The following is a 22,967-nucleotide window of genomic DNA, read 5'->3' as shown; positions in this document are numbered from 1 at the left end:
TGTTTTAATCTTCCAATTTGAATGCGTTATGTGCCGTCATGCTGGATAACCCCTTCCCCAACATCCATTGCTGTGCATTGTGTGCAGGCCTTTCAACGTCTTTGAAACAAATGAACCATAATGCAACCAGTAAAGAGAACTTGACGGCCAAAGTGATGAGAATATCACGACGGAGAGGAGTCATAGTTTATTTCCCGCTAAACACGCGCTGGAAAAAGCACAAAAATCATGGACATTATCATAAGTTTTTCAGCCAATTTTGTCTATAAATTTTGGTGAATGACTGGTCCATAATCAGAATAAACATCCGCTTTATAACTTGTTCATATTAGAGACAACTCATAGCCATTAGGCACTCCAAAAATGACAAGGGAACCAGCAAAAATTGTCCCCACGATTGATTAAAATAAATACTTTATAATCAAAAAGTCATCTTGTAGTCTATAATTTCATCATAAGATAAGCAATTGGAGACATTCATGCCTTTGCACCCGAATATCGATTCTGATGAGTTATCAAGCAGTGGCATGCTTTTAAGCGATAAAGAACAAGCGTTAGTGTCTGAAATTGAATCGTTCTTAACCAGTATGCAAGAAGAAATAAACGATATTGTCACAAAAAGAAATCACTATAATGCATTAAAAGAAGAATGTTTCAATGAATTGGACAAATTTCGTGATCCAATTAGCCATATTGACAGAATGCTCTTTCCTCAGCATGAAGAATCAGTCGAAGATTATAAATCCAGAGTTTTTTCAGCTCTGTCCCAATTTGAAGAACAATTAAGATCCGACGACGCCAAAGCATTTATTCAAGCCTTAAAAGAACAATTAGCAGCCGTTACTGACCAGGCAGAAAGCACTGATTTATATCAAAACTATCTGGAACATTTATACAGCTTACAAGATGAATATGGAGAAAAAGCACAAGATCCAATCGTTATTGCAGAATTGGAGGACAAATTAGAAACCATAAGACAAGAGGAAGACGTTAATTACCAGCAAGAAGAATCCTTAAAACAAGCCATCCATTCCTTTAAAGATGAAAGAAAAGTTGATTTTGAATTAGACAGCAATTATCAATTAATCAAAATTTCAAAACGCAGTCATGATTTAAATCATTCTATTATTTACGTCAGCCTCTCACCGGAAGAACAGCCCCGTGCATTTGCTCTCTATCAAGGCAAGGCAACCGCTCTGGGAGAAGGAGGCTTCGGTAAAGTAAAACTTTGTCAAGACATCCATACCGGGGAATGGATGGCGATAAAAATTCAAAAAAGCATCATGAAGGAACCATCAAAAGCAGAAAACGAAACATTAAAACACTTCGGCCGATTTTTTGGTGAAACCCTTCGTGATGATAAATATTACAGTGTCCAATCACTGTTACTTGGTGTTGATTTGCAAAAACACATAGCCAGTGGAGACAAGGCTGATTTTTTATCAAGGCTGGATATAGCCCAAAAAGCCGCCGCTTTGGTGCAAGAATTTCATCGAAACTATTTGCATCGGGATATCAAACCTGAAAACTTTATATGGGATGAAGAAAATAAAACGTTGCATTTATGTGATTTTGGGATGGCCTGCAAACTGGACGCCGGGCAAGAGGGAATTATGGATTTAAGCGGTTCAGGTACATTTCTAGCGCCTGAAATTGATGATAGCCTTCATCGCGGCAGTGTTTTATACACGAAGAAATCAGATATGTATGCACTCGGCAAAGTATTTAATGAATTGTTTACAGACATTGCAGACGTTCCTCCAGAAATTGGGGTATTAATACAAAACATGACAGAAGCTGATCCAGCTTTAAGAATAGAGAATGCGGGCGTTGTCACAGAAAACTTAGCAGCCATTGAAGCAATTCATGCGGCAAAAACCACCCCATTACCTGCCAAACAAGAGCAAGCCGTCTCGTCAAATTCATCCATGTCCTTTCTTGACTTTAAAGCACGGGCAAGAGAACAGCGTCAATCTCAAGAGGAGCCCAGGGCACCCTCGCCACACATCCCTTAAGAGAATGGGAACAACCCACTCCTTAAAGAAATTAAGACTTATTTTCCAATAAATCGGCGGCCTCTATCCATTCATGTTCAACAGAATCTAATTGCTGTTTTACCTGGTCACGCTGCTTTAATAAATCTTGTAAATCATTGTATTGCGCTTGTTGATACAGTGAAGGTTCAGCCAGTGCAATTTCCAACTCGGTTAATCGTTGCTGATAAGTGGTAGCTAATTGTTCGAGTTTTTTCAAACGATTTTGTAAACTGCGTTTTTCACGATAGACCTCAGGAACCGTTGTTTTGGTTTCTTTTGAAGTTTCTTTCCCTAGCAACCATTGATAATAATCATCCAAATCGCCTTTAAAAGGCTGCACTTGCTGCTGAGAAACCAAATAAAAATCGTCTACGGTGGTACGCAAAAAGTGGCGATCATGGGAGATTAAAATGAGTGCACCTTCATAACTTTGCAAAGCCATCTCAATGGCCGCGCGCATGGCCAAATCCAAATGGTTGGTCGGTTCATCCAATAACAATAAATTTGGTTTTAACCAGACCAGTTTGGCCAAAGCAAGTCGTGCTTTTTCCCCACCAGAAAAATGATGGATGGAATGAGTTGCCATATCCCCCATAAAGTTAAAACCACCAAGAAAATCTCGAATGGTCTGCTCTTTGGCATCAGGCGATAAACCCTGAATCGTTTGCACAGGACTTAACGTACAATCCAGTTGCTCCAGTTGATGTTGCGCATAATAACCAATGTTTAAATGGGCTGAACGTTCAATTTGACCAGACAGCGGCGGCAATTCACCCGTCAATGTCTTAATTAAGGTTGACTTGCCTTCACCGTTTGGCCCTAATAAAGCGAAGCGATCGCCAGGGTTTAAGACAAGATTCAACTGTTTTAACACCGGGGTATGAGGATAACCGGCAACCACCCGCTCACATTTAACTAATGGCTTACCCACTCGGGGACATGGATAAAAATGAAATGAAAAAGGCGAGTCCGCTTGCGCTTGCGCAATCACTTCCATTTTAGCCACTGCTTTCAGGCGACTTTGTGCCTGTTTCGCCTTGGAGGCTTTAGCGCGAAACCGTTGCACGTAAGCCATCATATGGCTAATTTTCTGCTGCTGTTTCTCATATTGTGCTTGTTGCAATTCCAATTGCTGAGCACGCGTTTGCTCAAAACAACTGTAATCACCTCGATACAAAGTCAACGTTTGTTGCTCAATATGAAGAATATGGGTCACAAATCCATCAAGAAACTCGCGATCGTGCGAAATAAGAATGACTGTGCCCGGGTATTGTTTTAACCATTTTTCCAACCAAAAAATAGCCTCCATGTCCAAATGGTTGGTTGGTTCATCGAGCAACAATAAATCGGCAGGTTTCATGAGGCAACGTGCAAGATTCAAGCGCATTCGCCACCCGCCAGAAAATTCATTAATACTGGCCTGTTGATCTTTAGTGCTGAAACCAAGTCCTGCCATAATTGCCGCTGCCTGTGCCGGTTTGCTATAACCTTCCATTTGTCGCATCAAGTCATGGCAAACCAAAACTTCGGCATCATCGCCGGTTTTCTCAGCCTTTAACAATCGCTGCTGCAAACTCTGATAAGCCTCATCTCCTGCCAGCACAAACTCAAGAGCACGCTCATGGCCATCAGGCAACTGTTGTGACAAGTGACTGATACGCAGATGCTGATTCAGCTGACATTCCCCGGAATCAGGAATCAACCGCCCTAATATCAAATCAAAAACGCTGGATTTTCCACATCCATTATGGCCCACCAAACCCACCTTTTGCTTTTCGTACAGACTGACACTAGCCTCTGTAAGCAATTGTTTGTTACCACGGGACAGTGTAATTTGGCGCAGAGTAAGCATGGTTTATTTCCACATAACATTGCATTTTGCTTTTGCCGCATCTTTTAATAATTCAATTAAAGGCCAGGCTCGACGTTCCAGACTCACTTGAGCTTCTTGATCTTCATCGTCTTGTACTGTTTCATTGGATGCCGCTTTTTTCTTTTCCACAGCAATGGCATGTTGCAAGCGAGCCAAGGCTTCGGGAACCTCATCTGCAAGAATGGCACTTGGTACCGTGCCACTATGTCCCATCATTTTTATTAACCGCTTTGCCACATCACCAAACATGGTGATATTTTCATGAGCATCACAACTAAACGTTACCAACATCTTAGTCTCCTAATTCATTGAATAAAGAATCATATCGTGCTATTAGAGTAGAAAAAAGCGAAAAGATAAATCATGGATGCTTACTTAAAATCAATTAAAAAAATCCTAACGATTATGATCCTCTTTTCTGGCTCAACGTATGCGCTTCCATTAACGCCTCCTGAGGAGCCTAAAGCAGACAGTTTTTATATTTGTTATGAAAAACGCTGCCCGAATAATGTCATTGAGGGACCAATAAAACGCTATACAAAATATAAATACATTGGCTGCATTATAAGCCGTCTTCCCTGCCATCTTCATTGCGGAGATAAATTTAACGCAAGAGCAACGCCTCTGAAACAATTCCAATGGGTTAATAATTATCCCGATGCTCTGAATTCATTTTATCGCTGTGCCTACAGTTAAGACCCTGTTTTCAGAGTCGCTAGGCGTTTAGCCCTGCATCGTTAGACTCTGAAAACAAGGTCTAAGATAAGTTCACATTGAACTTATCTTAGCCTATACAACCATTACATGGCACAGCAAGTTCTTTCGCGCTCCATACCAAGTTCTTCTTCGTCATGACGCAGAGTAGCTTCTTTTTTGGAGGAATTAGCATGGAAAAATCCAGCAATGCAGGTTGCTGCAGAACTCACAGCATTCCCCGTTGCAACCGCAGCCACACCAATGCCGTAACCCACAGTTATGGCGCATCTGCTGGCAAACGATATGGCTTCCAACAAAAAGGTTCCCAGAACCATCAAATCATAAGCAAATGATTTAATAAATGATTCACCACATTGCAAGAAATGATCCAGTGCAACGCAAGGGGATAAGGTCACCAAATGAACGGCGGCAAGACCTAAATGATAAAGAGATCTAATTGCATGATATTTATATAAAAACAGACACGTTAACGGCTTTATAATGATGGATTTGACATCATTTTGAAAATCAGAAAAGCTTTGAAAACGATCAAGAAACGTGACTTCGCCATTGGGTCCCAGAAAATGTTTTAACTCATAAAAATAATCCCCTTCTCGCGGCGGGGCTTTTTTAATGGTTTTAATCCCGGCTTTACGGTACCACGCTTCACTCTCTATTACCATCTCATCAAACAGACTCATACTCATCATCCTCTCATTATCAGAAGGGATGGAGTATAAAAATATTACTCATAAAGATCAAAAATTTTAGGATGGTCGATGGGAAAAATGACTAAACATTCCTCCCTTTTGCAAAGGGAGGTTAAATGAGCGTTTGATTAGGGTTGTTTTGCAGAAGTGGCTGCATCCGATGGTTTTACCTCTGAATGCAAATAATTTACAGCAAAATCGGCACCAATACATTCACCAATGGTTCGCCCCCATTTGGCTGCGCTTTCCTGATTTATCATAGCTGGCAAATCATTATAATATTTTTTTTGACACTTTTCGGTAATGGCTGGAATCTTATCGACACAGTCTTGATAACTTATATTAAGTTCTTTCAAACGAGCAGCGATGGACGCATCTTCCGTGAATCCCTTGCATATAGGGGCAGGAATAATTTCTTTAACTTTTTTTAACCATTCATCCTTGGGCATTTCTTGTTTATTGTCAGACGCTTCGGCCCAACAGACCATAGGAAGCACAAGAATACCCAATCCAATGAGTTTGTTTAATTTTAATCGATTTGCCATGAGCTTTCTTCCTTTTGCTGTTGAATCCAAATAATAGACCAGAGTCTGTTAGCTTTACAAATTAAGTGACTTGCTTAATTTTGTAATCGTGTCTTGCAAATCTTCCACCTCACCGGAGTAATGGTAATAAATGCGATTATGTTCACAATCAATGATGCTAAGTGCCTCTTGTGGCTTGCCGTCTAATTGCTTAAAAATCCAGTAAATCCCTTTTGCCTTTGCATTCTGAATTTCTTTTAATAAATCAAGCATCTTATCTTCTTCAAATTCATAATGAGTACAAACCAAACCCGTTGTTTCCCGATGAATTCGATATGCAAAATGTTTTTCTTTCATGACATTCACCTCAACTGCCCCTCATATTTAGGGTTATCGGCTAAGGTACGTAAAAAGTTAAGAAGAATTTTTAAAAGAAGGAGCGCTCACTGCGCTGCGCTCCTCTCTCGAATCCGTTGTAAAGCTTGCTGTAAGCGATTAAGCACTCGTGACTTGCCGAGCAACGTTAGCGTCCTATCAATGGAAGGAGACATGCTGCTGCCTGTAACAGCAACTCGTAAAGGTTGAGCTATTTTCCCCATATTTATATTAAATGCCGCGCTGACATCGTTAATGCATTGCTGCAGCACATCATGTTGCCATTGTTCAACGTGTTGCAAACGTTCATAAAGCGCAGTTAAAGGTTCAAGAATCACCGGGCGTAAATGTTTTTTGACTGCTTCATCATCGTATTCGATGTGATCGGAATAAAAATATTGGCTTTTTTCACATATTTCAGCCAGCGTTTTACAGCGCTCAGCCTGTATTTGCACCAAATCAGCAAGTGCAGGCCCTCCATTGACATCAATGCCATGCCTATCAAAATGCCATTGCAAGGCATTTGCGACCTTAACTGGGGGGTCGTATTTTTGATAATGTTGGTTTAACCAATACAATTTCTCATAATTAAAACTTGAGGCACCACGACTGACGTTTTTCAAATCAAAGCAGTCTATCATTTCATCCACACTGAAAATCTCCTGATCGCCGCAAGACCAGCCCAAACGCACCAAATAATTTAACAGGGCATGTGCAAGAATCCCCAACTCCTTAAATTGCATAACACTGACTGCACCGTGACGTTTCGATAACCGTTTACCATCTTCACCAAGAATCATCGGTAAATGAGCAAAAACCGGCACCGGAGCACCTAATGCTTTAAATAAATTAATTTGACGTGGGGTGTTATTGATATGATCGTCTCCACGAATAACATGAGTAATATTCATGTCCCAATCATCGATAACCACTGCAAAGTTATACGTTGGATGACCATCGGAGCGCAGCAAAATCAAATCATCCAGCTCACTATTATGAACATGGATATCACCATAGACCTGATCAGAAAACGACACCATACCTTGCTTGGGATTTTTAAATCGTATGACATGCGGCTCATTCGTATCAGGCTTATGTTTATCGCGGCAATGACCATCGTAGCGTGGTTTTTCTTTAGCTGCCAGCTGCGATTCTCGCAATGTTTCCAAGCGCTCTTTACTGCAATAGCATCGATAAGCTTTGTCCTCATCTAACAATTGCTGAATGATCTGCAAATAACGGGGATAACGTTGCGTTTGATAAAAAGGTCCCTGATCATAAGTCAAACCCAGCCATTCCATACCATCTAAAATGGCCTGCACAGATTCCTGGGTGGAACGCTCTTGATCAGTATCTTCAATACGAAGAATAAATTCGCCTTGGTGATGTTTTGCATACAACCAAGAAAACAAGGCGGTACGTACACCACCTACATGTAGAAAACCAGTAGGACTTGGGGCAAAACGGGTTCGGACAATCATGAAAAGCTCCATTATCAGCTGTAACCTGCACGCCGCCGGTCGATTTATTTTGTAAACAATCATCATTATGGTACATGATCTTGTGGGCCATAATGCGTGGTCTCAATGAGTGTAAAAATATACTCTATGGACGGTCGGCTGTATAATTCTTGCAGTATGATTTATGATTGCCCGAAGTATAGCGAACTTTATCATCAAGGCAAAGCCAAGAAACGGGCACCAGGACTGATTTTAAGGGGTTGGCGTGAAAAGCATTGGGATTAAATATCAACTTAGAATAACGACTTTAATCCCAGTATTAGTGGTCGCTCTTTTATTTGCACTGTTTTATAATGGCAAATTCAGCCGCGATTTAAAACAGCACACTTCTCATTTAGGCGAAGCCTATATTCGCCAGCTTTTGCCCGCTGCTCAATTAGCTTTATTAAGAGATGACAAGCGTATTCTTCAGGGCTTGATCGATGCATCCACCATTAATCAGGAAGTGCAATCACTGGCTTTTTATAATGCTAAAGGGCAGTTGTTGGCTTATCGCGGAGGCAAACACTCCTTGAAACACCCGTTTACTCCCCCTGACTACACCGGTGATTACATTGAAAGCCGACAAATTAATCCATACAGCATCAATTTTTTAGCTCCCATTACCGTTCCAAAGTTCAATCTATATTCCTTTACGCCATTTAAGTCCCCAACCTCCATGCCTGATTTTCAAGCTGATGATATCCTGGGTTGGTTATCCATTGATATTGATACGCAGGCTACATTAATCAAACGCTATCAAATGTACATTGTCACCATCTTCATTACTTTATTTGGCTTACTGACTGGCTTGAGTATTCATTATTTCTTTTCCAAAAAGATTTACATTCCCATCGCACGACTGCGGCGCAGCATGAAGCAAATTCTTAGTAATGAATTTGAAACAGAAATCAAATTATCGAGTCAAGCAGAACTTGGTACCATCGAACAAGGCTGCGCTCATTTACAAAAGCAGTATTTAAGCATGGTCAAAGACTTAAACCAGTATATCGAAACGGCCACCACTGATTTACAAAAAAATCTTGAATTGCTGGAAGAAAAAAACATCGAACTCTCTTTGGATAAAAAGAAAAGCGAGGAGAAAAGCCGGCAGAAATCTGAATTCATCGCCAACATGAGTCATGAAATACGCACCCCGATGAATGGTATCCTTGGATTTACCAATGTCTTGTTAGAAAGCAAGCTGGATTCCTTGCAACAAGAATATGTGAAAACCATTAAATCATCCGCACAAGATCTTCTGGCAATCATCAATGATATTCTTGACTATTCGAAGATGGACGCCGGTAAATTGCATCTGGATTATATTCCCTTAGACATTCGGGCTTGCATTGATGACGTCGTTGCCCTGCTTGCTCCGCATGCCCATAAAAAAGGACTTGACCTCATTCCTGCAACCGATATTGCGGTTCCTAAAACCGTGCTTGGTGACCCATTACGTCTTAAACAAATCATCAGTAATTTGGTCAGCAACGCCATCAAATTCACCGATCATGGTTATGTGCTTATCCGTACCCATATTGAACAGGAATCAGAAAAAGATTATACCATTTGCCTCGCCATCAGCGACACAGGCATAGGTATTTGCTCGGAAGATCAAACGACCCTATTTAATGCCTTTAATCAAGCAGATACCACCATCACTCGTCGCTTCGGCGGCTCAGGTTTAGGATTGGTCATTAGTAAAAAACTTGCCGAACATATGCAGGGACGGATTTCATTAAGCAGTGAACCGCATAAAGGCTCAACATTTTCAGTGCACATCAAATTAGCAAAGCTTATGGCCTATGAAATAGAAAAGCACCAAATTCACCGCTTCGGTAATCTTAAAGTTCTCTGCTTTGATGACAATCCTCTGCACCTTGAAGCCCTCTGTAACGGGCTTGGATATTGGGGCATTCAATGCATTCGTATTGACGCATTCAATCAGTTGGAACAAGCGTTTTATCAACATCAAGACTGCCACTTAGCGTTTGTCAGTGTCAATCAAGGCTGTGAACAGCAAGTTGCTGAAGTGTTACGTAAACAATCCATGCCTTGTGTATTGGTTTCAAAATGGCCCATTCAGAATTATCAGGCCTTAGGAGCACAGGGCTTTTTATTTAAACCACCTAACATTCAAAAACTGCACGAAACCATCGAGCATCTGTTCCATCAATCTTCCATACCAACGTCTGCGGAATCGATGCATATCCAAGAGCTCGATACTCTACGTGCCAGATTACGTTTAGCCAAGCCCAATTTACTGGTTGCCGAAGATAATCCAATCAATCGCATGTTGCTCAATGCCTTATTGAGTGAAAAAACCTGCATCGATACCGTAGAAGATGGACAACAAGCCGTCACTAAATGCAACAGCAAACGCTTTCATGCCATTCTTCTCGATTTGCAAATGCCTAAACTTGATGGTTTCGAAGCAGCACGCCTAATTCGGCAACAATCACTGCTTAATAAAACCACACCCATTATTTTACTGAGTGCCAACAGCATGAATGAAAATAATGAATCCATGCAAAAATTAGGCATAGACCTTTGCTTGCAAAAACCTCTGGATGAAGCATCGCTGTTGCGCCATTTGCTGAAAATTATTAATCAAACCACTGCTTCAGCCATAAATTGGACATTATGCGTGCAAAAAGTCTCGGGTAATCAGGCGTTAGCCACCGAATTTCTTGACCGTTTTGTTGAGGAATTGCATAAAAATCGCGAAGAACTCTTGCAATTAATGGCCAGTGGACAAATTAAAAACCTGGAAAGAGCCGCTCATAAATTGCACGGCGCCTGTTGTTTCTGTGGCGTACCACAATTGCAAAGTCAAGTGGCTCAATTGGAAGCCTTAGCCAAACAGGCAAGTCACATCGATGAATTGCAAATGCCATTCAGCCAGTTTATTCAAAGTCTTGATGCTGTGATTGAAGAATATGAACATTCTTATCGCGCCCGGGACATTGTGGAGTTGCTTTAATCCATCACTTCCTTTTGTTATAAAAAGAAGATGTTAAAGTACCGCGTTTGCAATAAAATAGCTTTCATTGAGAGGTCAACTATACTTGGTATGCTTTCAAAAATCCTTTCCCATCTCTCTTTTTCAAAGAGAGATAATAAAACAGCCACCTTTCAAATAGGGTTGTTTTACTGTTTAAAATATAATACATGGAGAAATGATGTCAGTAAAAAATGCCTTATATGCCCAATCCGGTGGTGTTACCGCCGTTATTAATGCTTCAGCTTGTGGTGTCATCCAGACTGCACGATTGCATCCACAACAAATAGGCAAGGTATTTGCGGCCAAAGACGGCATCATTGGCGCATTGCATGAACGCTTAATTGATACCTCATTAGAAAGTGATGATGCCATTGCCAAACTCTTGCATACACCGTCTGGCGCTTTTGGTTCCTGTCGCTACAAACTTAAAGATAATGGGGAAGAGTTCGATCGCTTGCTGGATGTCTTTAAAGCACACAATATTGGCTACTTCTTTTACAATGGTGGTGGCGATTCTCAAGACACGGCAAATAAAGTGGCGGCTATGAGTGCGCAAAGAGGATTTCCCATCACTTGCATCGGCATTCCTAAAACGGTGGACAATGACCTTCCTTTCACTGACTCTTGTCCGGGATTTGGCTCTGTTGCCAAATACGTTGCCATTTCAACGCTAGAAGCTGGTCTGGACGTCGCTTCCATGGCTGCTTCCTCTACCAAGGTGTTTATCCTGGAAGTCATGGGTCGGCATGCCGGCTGGATTGCCGCTGCAAGCGGACTTGCCAGCCCTCATGATCATGAACCGCCACATATTATCTTATTCCCGGAAGTGGCTTTTGATGAAACCCGCTTTCTTAAACAAGTGGATGACTGTGTAAAGCAATATGGGTATTGCGTCATTGTTGCATCAGAAGGTATCCGCAATGAAGAAGGCCAGTTTTTAAGTGATTCAGGCTTACGTGATGCTTTTGGTCATGCGCAATTAGGTGGCGTGGCACCTGTAATCGCCCAATTGATTAAACGTGAATTAAATCTTAAGTACCATTGGGCTGTGGCTGATTACCTGCAGCGTGCCGCTCGCCATATTGCCTCTGCCGTCGACGTAGAACAAGCGTATGCATTGGGAAAAGCAGCTGTAAAACTGGCGCTTGCAGGTCATAATGCCATCATGCCCATCATCGTACGCGAACAAGACGCTCCTTATCGTTGGTCCATCAATCATGTGCCATTGGCCAAGGTAGCTAACGTCGAAAGGAAAATGCCCAAAGACTTTATCCGCGAGGATGGTTTTGGGATCACAGACGCTTGTCGCCGCTATTTGACGCCATTGATTCAAGGCGAAGCTTATCCTCCCTACATCAGCGGTTTGCCCGATTACATACGCCTTAAAAATCAGCTTGTCCCTCAGGTATTATAAAAAAAGCCGCTGTAAAAAGCGGCTTTCATTGATGATGCATATATTATCGACAATTCGCCGGTCGAAATCTGTCTGCTAAGGTGCCTCCTGTACAAGTCCAAGTAACATCACCATTGGCCGTTAGAGTAGGCGTTAATATGATTGTCCCACCACCGCCAATCGCAGCAACATAAGTAACTGTAATGGCAGCCGTACCATCGTTAGCGATAGCAATTGAAGCCACATTATTGGTTGCGGCTGGACTGGTATATCCTGTTGCTGCCTGGTTTGCCGGCAAAGCATTATTGGATATTGCTGTTTCAGAAACCGCAAGTTTTGCCGCAGCAGCTAAATTCAGCCCTTCGGTAACCCTTGCCCGAATTGTATAATCCTGATAAGCCGGAATGGCCACTGCAGCAAGAATGCCAATAATGGCCACTACAATCATAAGCTCAATCAGGGTAAAACCTTGCTGTCTTTTCATGACTTGTCCCTCTAAAATAAATGAATCCATTAATTCTCATGCAACTTGCATGCCAATATGTTGCACAAGTAGCAATTTTTCCTGCTAACTTAACTAAAAATAAATAATATATTTTTCAGTAACCTAGCAATCATCCCAGTCCCACACGCTAGAGTCAATACCACAAGATTCTTTGACGATGAATCTCAATATGAAAGCATTCAATAAAGTGACAAAAAATGTCATATATTTACAAAATAAGAACAACAAACCGCAACCCACATCCATTATATTTTGGTCTTTTTTGAAACAAGAACTCCAAATGCCGTCTTTGCGAACGAAGTGGAGCAATCCGGACCGATTTTCAATTGAAATTTTTAACTTACAATTGCTTCGCTAATGCTCGTAAAGACGACTTATTAGTCAATTTTTTCAAAAAAAGACAAAATTTTCATCAATACTTATCGCTTTTTATAGCCATGGTTATGCACAGCGCTTAATGCTTCAATTTATAAGTCCTAAACCCTGTTCTTGTCTTAATAATCATGTCAAATCATGACAAACCGTTATTTCCTGCGTATACTTTACATAAATTGAACAGCCATTAATCCATCATGTCACGAAAACAACGCCTGCATGAGGTATTATTTGCCGAATTAGCACCCAATACCTTGATTATTGAAGATGAATCCCGACGTCATCACGTTCCTGCGGATGGCGAATCTCATTTTAAAATCATCGCCGTTTCTGCACGATTTGAATCCTTAAGCCGTATTAACCGCCATCGCCTGGTGAATGCATGGTTTGCCAATGAATTTTCATCTGGCCTGCATGCTTTAAGCCTGCACTTGTACACGCCCGTTGAATGGCAGCAAAAATCCGGCATGCCCCCCTCATCCCCTGCCTGCCGCAATGGAAAACATCATGACTAAGGAAAATATTGTTTATTGGCAAAATCAATGCGTACTTCCAGCCAAACCGCGAGGATTTCACTTGATCACAGACCAAATCATGCAAGCCTTGTCCGCCAGCCCTTACATTAATGTTGGCCTTGCCCATTTGTTTTTGCAGCATACTTCCGCCTCTTTGGCCATCAGCGAAAACACCTGTCATGATGTTCGTCTTGATTTGGAAATGCATTTCAATCAAACCGTGCCAGAAGATAATTCACGTTATCGCCATACGCTGGAAGGAGAAGACGACATGCCAGCCCACATTAAAAATATCATTCTTGGATCAAGTCTCACTATCCCATTAAAAGATAATCAATTATGGCTAGGGCAATGGCAAGGCATTTACCTATGTGAGCATCGCAATCATGCCACTGACCGTAAAATCATCCTCACCGTGCAAGGAGCATCTAGCGTCCGCTCCTAATAATATCCATACTTGCTCATCCTTATTTGCTGAAAAATTTACCGCATTGATAACACCTCATGATGCTCTCGGTCTATTCTTAAAGAAGGGCAATAAGTTTTCGAGATATCAATGAACTATCAAACCCTAATCGCCGAAGAAGATAAACATGCACCAGATTCCGCTACTCAACCACCACCCCATATTCAATAAAAAATTTGTATTTACCAATGCCTTCATGATGTCTTAAAACTTCTTATTTAATGACTACCCAATTATCATGATGTATAATTAAAAAACATAAAGTCAATGAGGTAGTTATGTTTGTTGTGAGAAATGTTGTCCGCACGGCACGAAATTTGGCACCGGCATTGGGTGTCGGAATGTGGAATTTACTGTCAAGAGGAGTCTCTTCCGAACCGTTATTCGCTGAAGTTGAATCCACACCGCTTGCGGATGAACGCCGACGTTTCCCCTCAACTGCTGTTAATTTATTCCAGCCTCCTGTCATTGCAGGCATTTATCCCTGGGCCTCTCTGCCATTTTCTTATAGTCAAACACAGCCACTGCCTTTGCCTGAAGAATCACAATCAACGGCAGTCAGTACTTCTCGCGGTATCTCTTTTACCCCCACAGAAGTCGAAGCAATACGCCGGGAAACTTTGCCATTACCGCTTATGCGCTTTAACCGTCTGCCAATTATGCCTCAAGGGCTGCATGCGGCCATGCTTTTTTATCCTTATTTACCGGCCATGGCTTATTCACCCGCAACATGGCTTCTGATGCCACTGTTAAGATTGCCAAGAACACCAATGCCTATGCCTTTATATCGTCCACTCTCCTCTTCTGATGCTCCAGAGTCTGACGACTTACTGGTGACGGAAGAAGAACCAGCCATGCATGAATCTGAATTAACTGAATTAAGTTCCAGCATGCAACCGCTGCAACAACGCACCATATCAATGAATCAGGAGACCATCGACCGCCTGTTGGCCAATCCGGCGTTGTTGCAAAAACTCATGCGTTCGGGTCAATTATCCATAAGCCCGGTACTTGGAACGACCGCTTTGGAGACTACTCCCCCTGCATTTAGAGTCAAATTATTCGGCTATTCCACGGTGGGCGAATTGGTTGGCACCCCCCCGGTTTTGCGTTTTGCCGGCGGCGCCAGTGTTTCTTTACCAAAATTGTCTGCCGCATTGACTGGCTTGCCTGAAGCGCAGGCTTATTTCGGAAATGAATTAGCATTGCTTTCCAGCAGTGATGCTCCAACCTTTGTATGGCCTTTGACCACTTCAGGGCAATCAGGTATTTGGTCATCAACTTTGTTTATTGACCCGACAATCCTAGACGACATGCTACAACGCCAAGACATCTGGCAAGGTTTTTTAAATTCTGGTCAATTATTGATAAGTCCCGTCCCTGGAACAACCGTGTTGGATGCTCCTTCTGCTCTGAGCCTCACCATATTTGGATATCCAACCATGGCCAGAGCAACCGACTTATCCTTGCAACCTCCAGCGTTGCAATTGACTGGAGGTGCTGTTATTCCATTGTCTGGTAAAACCCTGGCTTTACCAGGCATACCGAATGCATCACCCTACCCTTCTGTGAAAGCCTCCCCACACCTAGTCGTGGCTTCGCAAGGACCATTGCGGGAAGCAATGCCACTGGCATTGGAACCTGCTGTACCCCAAGTTACTCCAAAACATGCAACTCCTTTTATGAGACGGTCGGTTGCCTCACCAGGGCAATCTTTTACACCACCAGGACATGCACCGATAAAACCTTTCACGGCTCCTCCTTACAAGCCCACCGTTGTCACACCAGACGAGCGGGTTGCTCCTCCTCCGGTCATACCTGCGCCAAACCATCCCTTGCCTGCAAGCGATGATCACTTCCGTCATCAATTTACGACCCTGGATAAGACAACAAGACGGGTCAGTCATGCGAGAGTAAAAAAAGCCGTTGAGGAGGTTAAACGTACGGTGACTGCATTGCATGAAGCGGGTGAAGACCCTCAGCGATTGGCAGACGAAGTGGATAAAACAACGCAATTACTCACGGCAGCTCCCGGAAAACAGCGAGATGAGTTACGTCAGGATTATGAACGCCATGGAGCTGAACTGCAAAAACATCCTTCACGTTTATGGCAAGCACTAGGCGTTGCCATGATGGTTTTAGGAGCAGCCATCGCGGCGATTGGTATTGTAGCCATCGTTGGCACAATGGGTATAGGCACTGCCCCAGGCATTGGTATGACGGTGGGAGGAACCGCCTTACTTGCAGCAGGAATTGGCTTGTTTGCCGCCAATACTCGTAAATCATCACCAACTGCCAATCCAGAAGACACTCCTGATAATACTCCTGAGATGGGTAAACGCTAACCCTGATAAGGTCTGAATCCTCCTCGAAAAATACAGGGGAGGAATCCGCCAATGTTGAATTGTCGGGTGTGTGCATGTTTTTAAAAAAGCATCATGAGAAGAATATGTTGATTTTATAGGCATCGTTACTCATACTTAACTTGCCTTCGCCTGCATAAGTTTTTTACTGCAAAAAGCTCAGTTAAGATAAAATACGCATTTCATACAAATGGGGTGTTCCTTTATAATGTATATATTTTTACCACTTAAGGTTTGCTATTGATGAAAGCCTGGTCCTCCGAAAAAATTTCTGTATTTGCATTGGTTTTATTAATTACCGGTGCCATTGATAGCATCCGCAATTTGCCTGCTACCGCTCTTTTTGGCTCGTCACTCATTTTTTCTTTGTGTTTTCCGCCATCATTTTCCTGATTCCAGTGGCGCTGGTTTCAGCGGAACTGTCTTCTACCTGGTCGGAAGAAGAAGGCGGCGTATACAGCTGGGTCCGTCATGCCTTTGGTGAAAACTGGGCATTTTTTACCATTTGGCTGCAATGGATCAATACCATGGTCTGGTATCCGACCATTTTGTCGTTTATCGCAGGAACCCTGGCGTATTTGATTAATCCCGACCTTGGACAAAACAAATATTATCTGATTAGCGTGATTCTCATTACATTCTGGTCGTTAACATTGCTTGGTCTTGCCGGCTTGCGTGCATCGGCCAGATTTGCGAGCTTTTGCGCCATTGTGGGCATGATCATTCCCATGGGGTTCATCATTTTGCTGGCTTTAATCTGGCTTATCAAAGGCAATCCGCTTGCCATTGATTTAAGTTGGCATAATCTCATACCCCACTGGTCCGATACCCAATCATGGATCTCGTTAACCGCCATCATGACCTCATTTCTTGGTATGGAACTGGCAGCCGTGCATGTACGCAACGTGCATAATCCACAGCGCAATTTCCCGCGGGCCATGTATTTCTCTGTCTTGCTTATTTTAACGACGATGATATTTGGTTCTCTGGCCATCGCTTTTGTCTTGCCGCAGGAAAAAATCAGCCTGGTGCATGGCGTCATGCAAGCATTCACCAATTTTTTTGCTGTGTATCATTTATCGGTTTTAATGCCACTCATGGTGGTGCTACTGCTGCTTGGCAGCCTCGGCAGTATGGTCAATTGGATCATTTCACCGGCTAAAGGATTATTACTGGCAGCCGATCATGGTTTTCTGCCCCATTGGCTTTATCGTTTGAATAAACACGGCGTTGCTTCGCGAGTCTTGCTCCTGCAAGCCGTGCTGGTGACCATTTTATGCAGTGGTTTTTTACTCTTTCCTACAGTAAATGCCATCTATTGGCTATTTACTGCTTTAAGCACCGAGCTTTACATCCTCATGTATGTGATGATGTTTCTGGCAGCCATTCACCTTAAAGGCAAGTTTGCCGCTAAACCACGCCCTTTCTCCATTCCGGGCGGCCGCTTCGGTTATTATTTTATCTGTCTTTTAGGTATTTTCGGCTGCATTATTACCTTGATCGTGGGTTTCTTCCCACCCGAAAACAGCATGGATGTAGGTGGTGCCCATCACTTCCGTTTTGTTTTTACCAGCGGCATCGTGCTCATGCTTTTCCCATCTTTCTTGCTCTACTTACGTAAATTGCGCGTCAGTAAATAAAAAAAAGATAACTAATGCCAATTTGGCTTGAGCTCACACTCGTAGCCCGGATAGCGCAAAGCGATATCCGGGAAAAACATGGCCCTTAAACCCGGTTACCGCTTGCGCGTTAACCAGGCTACAATGACTTTTTATTCTTCTATTCCAGGTGTGTTTGGAGCGGGAATTGAAGCACCCGGCGAGAGGAGAGACTCGCTATTAAAGTTTAATTTCACCTGATCTCCCGGCTGCACCTCTTTTAGCTTATCGGCTTCTTCTTTAGGGACTATCGCTTTAACTTGCATACCATCTCCGGTTTCCAATAGAATCGTAATCGTACTCGCACCAGAAATATCACGACCTGCCATAAAAGGTTTTTGAGCGAGGCTCATCCCCGTCAATAACATCATCACAACACCAGCCAAGATCCGCTTCATCACCGTTCTCCTGGTTAAATATTATCCATTTCAGTATAGACTTGAAGTGAATTAACGGCAACGTTGGCAAATCTTAACCTTGCAACAGCATGCAAAAACCCCGGTTACCGCTTGCGCGTTAACCAGGCTACAACCCTATCTGGGAAAATCATGTAAGAAAGCGAGAACTTATTCTGTGGCGAGCTGACGGCAAGCTTCGGCCAAGTCTTCCGTGGTATTGATGTCTTGTAAAGGAGGAACGCAGGCTTCTTCTACTTTGATCTTATGCCCAGACCACAAAACACGCAGTTGCTCAAGCGCTTCCAGAGCTTCCAGTTCACACAACGGCCAACGAACAACATCAAGCAAAAAAGAAGCACGATAAGCATATAAACCAATATGACGAAACACGAGTCGGCAATCGTCGAAAGCCTCTCGATGCGCTGGAATGGCGCTTCTGGAGAAATACAAAGCATGATGGTTGCAATCACGCACCACTTTTACCACATTTGGATTATCGCGTGTGGCAATGTCTTTTATCGGCCAGCATAACGTTGCCATGGGTGTATCGACAGCGGCAAGGCATTCAGCCACTTGGGTAATCAGTGCCGGTGCAATTAAGGGTTCATCCCCTTGTACATTGACAATGATATCATCTGCAGCAAACGCTTCTTTTGCTACAACTTCGGCAATGCGGTCTGTTCCTGACTGATGTGATGCAGCGGTCATGCGAACATCGGCTCCAAAGCCACGCGCATGCTCAAACAACCCTTGATGATCCGTTGCAATAATGACTTTTTTGGGATTTGCTTTTAGGGCTTGGCGATATACCCGTTCGATCACCGTCATGCCCTGCAATTCCATCAATAATTTTCCCGGAAACCGTGAAGATTGATAACGTGCCGGAATAATGACATAAAAATCTTTGTTCATAATTTATCTTTTTCTTCCAAAGAAATGAGCCGTGCTTCATTTTCAAGCATGACCGGAATACCATCGCGAATAGGATAAGCCAGGCGATCAAAGCGACAAATTAACTCTTCTTGTTTAAGTAATAATTTTCCCTTGCACAAGGGGCAAACTAAAATGTCCAACAGCTTTCTATCCACGGAATTCTCCTTGTGTAACTTGATTACGTACATAAACAGGCAACGCTTCACCAGCACTGACGGCTTTAAACTGTCCAGATTGTACCAGATGAATCATCGTTTGCGCACGTGGGAAGACTTCAAGTTGCCTAATGATGCTTGTGCAAACCGCCTGGGGCAACTGCAACATGTAAGGTTCAAGACCCACACCAGCAACCACAATCGGTCTTTCAGGCACCGACACAACATCCGACGCATCGCTGACTTGCTCCAATACCTCAAAATGATTATCCGTAAAATTTCCCCAATACACTTGATGCATACGTGCGTCAATCATGGCCAGTATTTGTGCGGCAGGTGGCAAATCATGCTCGCTTTGCAATACGGCAAATGCAATAGCAGCCAGCCCACTGATTGGGTACACTGGCAAATCATGAGCATAAGCCAGCGCTTTTGCCACACTGCAAGCAATACGAAGGCCAGTAAAACTGCCAGGCCCTCGTCCAAACACAATGCCATCTAATTGCTGGAAATCCAATTGGCAAGCCCGCAGCAACCGTTCGATCATTGGCAATAAACATTGGGCATGTTGGCGCATGGCGTGTTGTTCTTCCTCATAAATTCTTCCATGCGCAGCCACAGCTACGGTTGCCAGTTCTGTAGAAGTATCAATAGCCAGTAAATTCATTCTTTTCATCAACTAATAAAAGCATGATGTCATTAACCATCAAGTTCTTGTAAATAGTGTATTAATAAATTCCAAGACACCGTGCTCGTCTCGTGTTTTTCGCATATTGGGGAGACTTGCAAAAATCCGCCGGCCATAGTCTCTTGCTGTCAACCGTGGATCAGCAATCATTAATACCCCACAGTCATCGACATCACGAATCAACCGTCCTACCCCTTGTTTTAATGTTAAAATGGCATGAGGCAGAGATAATTCATCAAAAGCCGATAAGCCTTGCGATTTTAAATAAGCCATTTTACCACGAATGACAGGATCTACAGGACTTGTAAATGGTAATTTATCAATAATAACACAAGACAAAGCCTCTCCCTTGACATCCACCCCCTCCCAGAACGTTGCAGTCCCTAAAAGCACGGCATTTCCTAGCTCACGGAAACGTTGCAACAGAATAGGTTTTGCTTCTTCACCTTGAATCAGTAGAGGGAAATTCAAACGATCCATCAATTTATCAGCAACCAGTTTTAAGGCTCGATGACTGGTAAACAGGAAAAAACAACGTCCTCCACAAGCATTTATCACTGGCAGCGCTTTGGCCAGTAAGGCATCGTAATAACCTCCATCCTTAGGATCAGGGAGTGTGCGGGGTAAATAAAGCAAAGCTTGGCGAGTGAAGTCAAAAGGGCTTGGAAGATTTAACGTTTGTACGTTCTCAAGACCCAATGCCCGAGTAAAACAATCAAAGGAAGATGCTGTCGTTAATGTAGCTGATGTGAAAATAAAGCTGCTTTTTTGTCGAGTCAGCAAGGCACGGAATGGTTGGGCAATATCAAAAGGCGTCGCATGAAAAACCAAGGTATGTTTAAAGCGCTCCAGCCAGTGTATTTGCTTCGATTTATTCGCGGCAAAAGCATGCAACAATCGAAGTAACGCTTCCAGACGGTTTTTACAGCGCTCAAGACCCGAGTGTTTTTCAACCTCCAACGTGTCAAAGCAGGCTAGTACCTCTTCTGCAAACGCCGAAAAAGCTTCCCAGGACTGTATAAATTCTGCGCAACCAGCCACTTTTTCCCAAGCAAGCCGTTCTTCTTCTCCTGGCACAGACTGTAGCAATTGTTCAACTAATTGATCCAGCTTGAAGCTTAATGCTTTTAATGGTTGATTGACCAAATCTAAGATGGGCCACTCTCGCAAGATATCATCCATCAAATCGCGAAATTGGCGTGTACTGATTCGCTCTCCATAAAAATTGGAAGCAATTTCCGCCAATTGATGCGCTTCATCAAATATGACCACATCAACACCAGGCAACAGTTCACCAAAACCTTCTTCTTTTAAACGTGAATCGGCAAAATATAAATGATGGTTAATCACAACGACGTCTGCTTCCAATGCACGCTTACGTGCTTTCACCAAAAAACAGTTTTGATGATTCGGACATTCGCTGCCCAAACAATTATCGCCCGTTGATGTTACATAAGGCCATACGGGCGAATCTTCTTTAATTTCAGGCAATTCGCTGCGTTCACCCGCTGTCAATTGTGGTAGTTTTTCTCGTATGTGCAAGATTTCATGCGCGCATTGAGGGCTCACAAATCGCCCTTCTTGTGCGTGTAAATCAACGCGATAACGACAAAGATAATTGGCACGTCCTTTAAGATTTTGAACGCGGGCCGCAAGACCCAAAGCACGCACCAGCATGGGTAAATCTTTATGAAATAACTGATCCTGCAGTGTTTTGGTTGCGGTGGTAATCAATATTTTCTTACCGCACAAAAGGCTAGGGATCAAATAGGCAAATGTTTTACCAGTTCCCGTTCCTGCCTCAGCAACCAGAATGGTTTCATCAGCTATGGTCCGTGCAATCGCCTCAGTAAGCTGGATTTGGGAAGGACGAGCAATATAACCGGGAATCGCTGTAAATAACCGACCCCTTGCAGCCAATAAACGTTCGCATTGACTAACAAGCTCAGGAGTCGCAATCGTTTCTATTTCGTCCACTCTTTTTGTAAATATTGCAATTTATTTTCGACCCCTTCCCAGTCTTTAGCATCGTCCGGTGCTTCTTTTTTGGCAGTAATATTTGGCCAAGTCTTAGCAAGCTCGGCATTAATTTCCAAAAATTGTCGTTGCTTATCGTTTAAGTCATCCTCTGAAACAATGGCTTCAACTGGACATTCCGGCTCGCATAGTGCGCAATCAATGCACTCATCTGGATGAATCACCAAAAAATTGGGACCTTCATAAAAGCAATCGACCGGACAAACTTCCACACAATCCGTGTATTTGCATTTAATGCAATTCTCAGTCACCACAAACGTCATAGCAACCCCTTACTTGCCAAAAGTATTGTTATTAAAGCATAAACTTTATTGATTGGGAAAAAATGTGGTGCCCAGGGCCGGAGTCGAACCGGCACGGGATTTAACTCCCGAGGGATTTTAAGTCCCTTGCGTCTACCTGTTTCGCCACCTGGGCTTGCAATTAGAATAACCTATCCTGGGGCATAATAAAATTTGTTTCGCACCAGAATGTTGGAGGCTGAGGCCGGAATCGAACCGGCGTACACGGCTTTGCAGGCCGCTGCATAACCACTCTGCCACACAGCCAGTTATCTTCAGAACTTACGCAAAACCCCGCACTTTTGGTAAGCGCTCAATGAACGTTTACCTCAACGTTAGGATTTTCCGTAAATCCTGACTTATCTCGTAAAAAAAAAGCGACCTGTTGTCGCTTAAATTGGAGCGGGAAACGAGACTCGAACTCGCGACCCCAACCTTGGCAAGGTTGTGCTCTACCACTGAGCTATTCCCGCATCTACG

General features: G+C 43.1%; 21 protein-coding genes, 3 tRNA genes and 1 pseudogene. 8 read left to right on the top strand and 17 right to left on the bottom strand.

What is annotated here, in order from left to right; translation table 11 throughout:
* Positions 1 to 4: 4 nt before the first annotated feature.
* Positions 5 to 184 (bottom strand): cytochrome oxidase putative small subunit CydP, encoded by a 180-nt coding sequence (gene cydP, locus LOA_RS04200; RefSeq protein WP_025385272.1) that lies wholly within the window; start codon positions 182 to 184, stop codon positions 5 to 7.
* Between the two features lie 295 nt (positions 185 to 479).
* Between cydP and LOA_RS04195 the strand changes: the two genes are divergently transcribed.
* Positions 480 to 2,015, top strand: coding sequence for a protein kinase domain-containing protein (locus LOA_RS04195; RefSeq protein WP_025385271.1), 1,536 nt, complete (start codon positions 480 to 482; stop codon positions 2,013 to 2,015).
* A 31-nt stretch (positions 2,016 to 2,046) separates the two neighbouring features.
* Here the strand turns inward: LOA_RS04195 and LOA_RS04190 are convergent, their stop codons facing one another.
* Together LOA_RS04190 and LOA_RS04185 are read right to left on the bottom strand one after the other, a co-directional pair.
* Positions 2,047 to 3,888 carry an ABC-F family ATP-binding cassette domain-containing protein gene (locus tag LOA_RS04190; protein ID WP_025385270.1) on the bottom strand — a complete coding sequence of 614 codons (1,842 nt, stop codon included), beginning with the start codon at positions 3,886 to 3,888 and terminating at the stop codon, positions 2,047 to 2,049.
* 3 nt (positions 3,889 to 3,891) lie between these two features.
* Positions 3,892 to 4,200 carry a DUF1840 domain-containing protein gene (locus tag LOA_RS04185; protein WP_025385269.1) on the bottom strand — a complete coding sequence of 103 codons (309 nt, stop codon included), beginning with the start codon at positions 4,198 to 4,200 and terminating at the stop codon, positions 3,892 to 3,894.
* Positions 4,201 to 4,272: 72 nt separating this feature from the next.
* Here LOA_RS04185 and LOA_RS04180 point away from each other — a divergent pair, with 72 nt between their 5' ends.
* A complete protein-coding gene (locus tag LOA_RS04180) occupies positions 4,273 to 4,605 on the top strand; it encodes a hypothetical protein (protein WP_025385268.1) in 333 nt (110 codons plus the stop codon).
* Between the two features lie 104 nt (positions 4,606 to 4,709).
* Here the strand turns inward: LOA_RS04180 and LOA_RS04175 are convergent, their stop codons facing one another.
* The 4 genes from LOA_RS04175 to gltX form a co-directional block, all read right to left on the bottom strand.
* Positions 4,710 to 5,306 (bottom strand): hypothetical protein, encoded by a 597-nt coding sequence (locus LOA_RS04175; protein WP_025385267.1) that lies wholly within the window; start codon positions 5,304 to 5,306, stop codon positions 4,710 to 4,712.
* A gap of 137 nt (positions 5,307 to 5,443) precedes the next feature.
* Positions 5,444 to 5,860 (bottom strand): hypothetical protein, encoded by a 417-nt coding sequence (locus tag LOA_RS04170; RefSeq protein WP_025385266.1) that lies wholly within the window; start codon positions 5,858 to 5,860, stop codon positions 5,444 to 5,446.
* Between the two features lie 54 nt (positions 5,861 to 5,914).
* Positions 5,915 to 6,196: a hypothetical protein gene (locus tag LOA_RS04165; RefSeq protein ID WP_025385265.1), complete on the bottom strand. Its 282-nt coding sequence runs from the start codon at positions 6,194 to 6,196 to the stop codon at positions 5,915 to 5,917.
* 86 nt (positions 6,197 to 6,282) lie between these two features.
* Positions 6,283 to 7,695, bottom strand: coding sequence for a glutamate--tRNA ligase (gene gltX / locus LOA_RS04160; protein WP_025385264.1), 1,413 nt, complete (start codon positions 7,693 to 7,695; stop codon positions 6,283 to 6,285).
* 244 nt (positions 7,696 to 7,939) lie between these two features.
* Here gltX and letS point away from each other — a divergent pair, with 244 nt between their 5' ends.
* Together letS and LOA_RS04150 are read left to right on the top strand one after the other, a co-directional pair.
* Positions 7,940 to 10,699 (top strand): two-component system sensor histidine kinase LetS, encoded by a 2,760-nt coding sequence (gene letS / locus LOA_RS04155; protein WP_025385263.1) that lies wholly within the window; start codon positions 7,940 to 7,942, stop codon positions 10,697 to 10,699.
* A gap of 199 nt (positions 10,700 to 10,898) precedes the next feature.
* The gene (locus tag LOA_RS04150) at positions 10,899 to 12,134 is read left to right on the top strand and encodes a 6-phosphofructokinase (protein ID WP_025385262.1); all 1,236 of its coding nucleotides are present in this window, start codon (positions 10,899 to 10,901) and stop codon (positions 12,132 to 12,134) included.
* Positions 12,135 to 12,177: 43 nt separating this feature from the next.
* Here the strand turns inward: LOA_RS04150 and LOA_RS04145 are convergent, their stop codons facing one another.
* Positions 12,178 to 12,627, bottom strand: a complete 450-nt coding sequence (locus tag LOA_RS04145; protein ID WP_118996625.1) for a pilin — start codon at positions 12,625 to 12,627, stop codon at positions 12,178 to 12,180.
* Between the two features lie 563 nt (positions 12,628 to 13,190).
* Here LOA_RS04145 and LOA_RS04135 point away from each other — a divergent pair.
* The 4 genes and pseudogenes from LOA_RS04135 (at position 13,191) to LOA_RS04120 (ending at position 17,977) form a co-directional block, all read left to right on the top strand.
* A complete protein-coding gene (locus tag LOA_RS04135; RefSeq protein ID WP_025385259.1) occupies positions 13,191 to 13,508 on the top strand; it encodes a BolA family protein in 318 nt (105 codons plus the stop codon).
* Entirely contained in the window at positions 13,501 to 13,953 is a 453-nt protein-coding gene (locus tag LOA_RS04130; RefSeq protein ID WP_025385258.1) for a secondary thiamine-phosphate synthase enzyme YjbQ, read from the top strand. The genes LOA_RS04135 and LOA_RS04130 overlap by 8 nt, the downstream gene beginning before the upstream one ends.
* A gap of 299 nt (positions 13,954 to 14,252) precedes the next feature.
* Positions 14,253 to 16,319 (top strand): hypothetical protein, encoded by a 2,067-nt coding sequence (locus LOA_RS04125; protein ID WP_025385257.1) that lies wholly within the window; start codon positions 14,253 to 14,255, stop codon positions 16,317 to 16,319.
* A 261-nt stretch (positions 16,320 to 16,580) separates the two neighbouring features.
* Positions 16,581 to 17,977: pseudogene (locus LOA_RS04120) on the top strand (APC family permease).
* A 131-nt stretch (positions 17,978 to 18,108) separates the two neighbouring features.
* On the opposite strand, the gene LOA_RS04115 reads toward LOA_RS04120, so the two are convergent.
* The 9 genes from LOA_RS04115 to LOA_RS04075 all read right to left on the bottom strand — a co-directional run bounded on the left by LOA_RS04115 (position 18,109) and on the right by LOA_RS04075 (position 22,960).
* Positions 18,109 to 18,393 carry a hypothetical protein gene (locus tag LOA_RS04115; RefSeq protein ID WP_025385256.1) on the bottom strand — a complete coding sequence of 95 codons (285 nt, stop codon included), beginning with the start codon at positions 18,391 to 18,393 and terminating at the stop codon, positions 18,109 to 18,111.
* Between the two features lie 168 nt (positions 18,394 to 18,561).
* Positions 18,562 to 19,305 carry a 3-deoxy-manno-octulosonate cytidylyltransferase gene (gene kdsB, locus LOA_RS04110; protein ID WP_025385255.1) on the bottom strand — a complete coding sequence of 248 codons (744 nt, stop codon included), beginning with the start codon at positions 19,303 to 19,305 and terminating at the stop codon, positions 18,562 to 18,564.
* Positions 19,302 to 19,481, bottom strand: a complete 180-nt coding sequence (locus tag LOA_RS04105) for a Trm112 family protein (RefSeq protein WP_025385254.1) — start codon at positions 19,479 to 19,481, stop codon at positions 19,302 to 19,304. The genes kdsB and LOA_RS04105 overlap by 4 nt, the downstream gene beginning before the upstream one ends.
* Positions 19,474 to 20,157, bottom strand: a complete 684-nt coding sequence (tsaB, locus tag LOA_RS04100; RefSeq protein ID WP_237757972.1) for a tRNA (adenosine(37)-N6)-threonylcarbamoyltransferase complex dimerization subunit type 1 TsaB — start codon at positions 20,155 to 20,157, stop codon at positions 19,474 to 19,476. Before tsaB ends, LOA_RS04105 begins: the two co-directional genes overlap by 8 nt.
* A 30-nt stretch (positions 20,158 to 20,187) precedes the next feature.
* The gene (locus tag LOA_RS04095) at positions 20,188 to 22,146 is read right to left on the bottom strand and encodes a DNA repair helicase YoaA (protein ID WP_025385252.1); all 1,959 of its coding nucleotides are present in this window, start codon (positions 22,144 to 22,146) and stop codon (positions 20,188 to 20,190) included.
* Positions 22,134 to 22,469 (bottom strand): ferredoxin FdxA, encoded by a 336-nt coding sequence (gene fdxA, locus LOA_RS04090; protein WP_025385251.1) that lies wholly within the window; start codon positions 22,467 to 22,469, stop codon positions 22,134 to 22,136. The genes LOA_RS04095 and fdxA overlap by 13 nt, the downstream gene beginning before the upstream one ends.
* A gap of 65 nt (positions 22,470 to 22,534) precedes the next feature.
* Positions 22,535 to 22,623, bottom strand: a tRNA-Leu gene (locus LOA_RS04085).
* A 57-nt stretch (positions 22,624 to 22,680) separates the two neighbouring features.
* Positions 22,681 to 22,754 (bottom strand) — tRNA-Cys (locus LOA_RS04080).
* Positions 22,755 to 22,885: 131 nt separating this feature from the next.
* Positions 22,886 to 22,960 (bottom strand) — tRNA-Gly (locus LOA_RS04075).
* Positions 22,961 to 22,967: the final 7 nt, after the last annotated feature.

It is taken from the genome of Legionella oakridgensis ATCC 33761 = DSM 21215 (assembly GCF_000512355.1).
GTDB classification, from domain to species: domain Bacteria; phylum Pseudomonadota; class Gammaproteobacteria; order Legionellales; family Legionellaceae; genus Legionella_A; species Legionella_A oakridgensis.
The sequence above is the reverse complement of the archived record's forward strand: the minus strand, read 5'-3'. Positions and strand labels throughout refer to the sequence as shown.

Coding starts and splice junctions, on each gene's coding strand:
- cydP (WP_025385272.1), bottom strand. CDS start 184: ATGACTCCTCTCCGTCGTGATATTCTCATCACTTTGGCCGTCAAGTTC.
- kdsB (WP_025385255.1), bottom strand. CDS start 19,305: ATGAACAAAGATTTTTATGTCATTATTCCGGCACGTTATCAATCTTCA.
- LOA_RS04125 (WP_025385257.1), top strand. CDS start 14,253: ATGTTTGTTGTGAGAAATGTTGTCCGCACGGCACGAAATTTGGCACCG.
- LOA_RS04130 (WP_025385258.1), top strand. CDS start 13,501: ATGACTAAGGAAAATATTGTTTATTGGCAAAATCAATGCGTACTTCCA.
- LOA_RS04150 (WP_025385262.1), top strand. CDS start 10,899: ATGTCAGTAAAAAATGCCTTATATGCCCAATCCGGTGGTGTTACCGCC.
- LOA_RS04190 (WP_025385270.1), bottom strand. CDS start 3,888: ATGCTTACTCTGCGCCAAATTACACTGTCCCGTGGTAACAAACAATTG.
- LOA_RS04165 (WP_025385265.1), bottom strand. CDS start 6,196: ATGAAAGAAAAACATTTTGCATATCGAATTCATCGGGAAACAACGGGT.
- fdxA (WP_025385251.1), bottom strand. CDS start 22,469: ATGACGTTTGTGGTGACTGAGAATTGCATTAAATGCAAATACACGGAT.
- LOA_RS04185 (WP_025385269.1), bottom strand. CDS start 4,200: ATGTTGGTAACGTTTAGTTGTGATGCTCATGAAAATATCACCATGTTT.
- LOA_RS04135 (WP_025385259.1), top strand. CDS start 13,191: ATGTCACGAAAACAACGCCTGCATGAGGTATTATTTGCCGAATTAGCA.
- gltX (WP_025385264.1), bottom strand. CDS start 7,695: ATGATTGTCCGAACCCGTTTTGCCCCAAGTCCTACTGGTTTTCTACAT.
- LOA_RS04145 (WP_118996625.1), bottom strand. CDS start 12,627: ATGGATTCATTTATTTTAGAGGGACAAGTCATGAAAAGACAGCAAGGT.
- tsaB (WP_237757972.1), bottom strand. CDS start 20,157: ATGAAAAGAATGAATTTACTGGCTATTGATACTTCTACAGAACTGGCA.
- LOA_RS04115 (WP_025385256.1), bottom strand. CDS start 18,393: ATGAAGCGGATCTTGGCTGGTGTTGTGATGATGTTATTGACGGGGATG.
- LOA_RS04180 (WP_025385268.1), top strand. CDS start 4,273: ATGGATGCTTACTTAAAATCAATTAAAAAAATCCTAACGATTATGATC.
- LOA_RS04170 (WP_025385266.1), bottom strand. CDS start 5,860: ATGGCAAATCGATTAAAATTAAACAAACTCATTGGATTGGGTATTCTT.
- LOA_RS04195 (WP_025385271.1), top strand. CDS start 480: ATGCCTTTGCACCCGAATATCGATTCTGATGAGTTATCAAGCAGTGGC.
- LOA_RS04175 (WP_025385267.1), bottom strand. CDS start 5,306: ATGAGTCTGTTTGATGAGATGGTAATAGAGAGTGAAGCGTGGTACCGT.